The 632-nt window shown below is 66.9% G+C and carries 1 protein-coding gene; it reads right to left on the bottom strand.

All coding sequences use genetic code 11. From position 1 onward, the window contains the following. Positions 1–73: 73 nt before the first annotated feature. Positions 74–544, bottom strand: coding sequence for a 23S rRNA (pseudouridine(1915)-N(3))-methyltransferase RlmH (rlmH, locus tag IAE58_RS19880; protein WP_079222687.1), 471 nt, complete (start codon positions 542–544; stop codon positions 74–76). Positions 545–632 lie beyond the last annotated feature (88 nt).

The raw sequence follows: 632 nt of genomic DNA, 5'->3' as shown, positions 1-632 counted from the left end.
ACGACCCCCTGATTAACAGTCAAGTGCTCTAACCGGCTGAGCTATTCGGGCAGACGACTAGTATAACCACTCTTCACGCGCGATGGTAGGGGTGATTGGCAATCATTGCCGCAGCCCGATACAACTGCTCGGCCACCACCAGCCGTACCAGCATGTGCGGCAGGGTCAACGGGCCGATCGACCACTTCTCGTCGGCCAGTGCGGACACTTCCGGCGAATGCCCTTCCGGGCCGCCGATCAGGAAAGCCAGGTCCCTGCCCTGCCCGCGCCAGTGCTCCAGGCGCTGTGCCAGCTGTTCGGAACTGAGCTGGCGACCGGGCACATCCAGCGCCACCACGTAGGCATTCTTCGGCAATGCCGCGATCACCCGCTTGCCTTCGTCTTCGGTGGCACGGCGCGCATCGCGACCCTTGCCACGCAGGCCGGGTTCGATCTCCACCAGTTCAAACGGCAACCAGTGCGAGAGCCGCTTCTGGTACTCGGCAAACCCCTGCGCCACCCAACTGGGGGCACGTTCGCCGGTGGCGATCAGACGGGCTTTCATCAAACAGTCCTCCACAAACGTCGCCGGGGGGGGGGGCGGGGGGGGGGGGGGCCGGGGGGGGGGGGGGGGGGGGGGGGGGGGGGGGGGG

It is taken from the genome of Stenotrophomonas sp. S49, assembly GCF_016624905.1.
Taxonomy (GTDB): Bacteria; Pseudomonadota; Gammaproteobacteria; order Xanthomonadales; family Xanthomonadaceae; genus Stenotrophomonas.
This window is presented reverse-complemented; position numbering and strand designations above follow the sequence as displayed.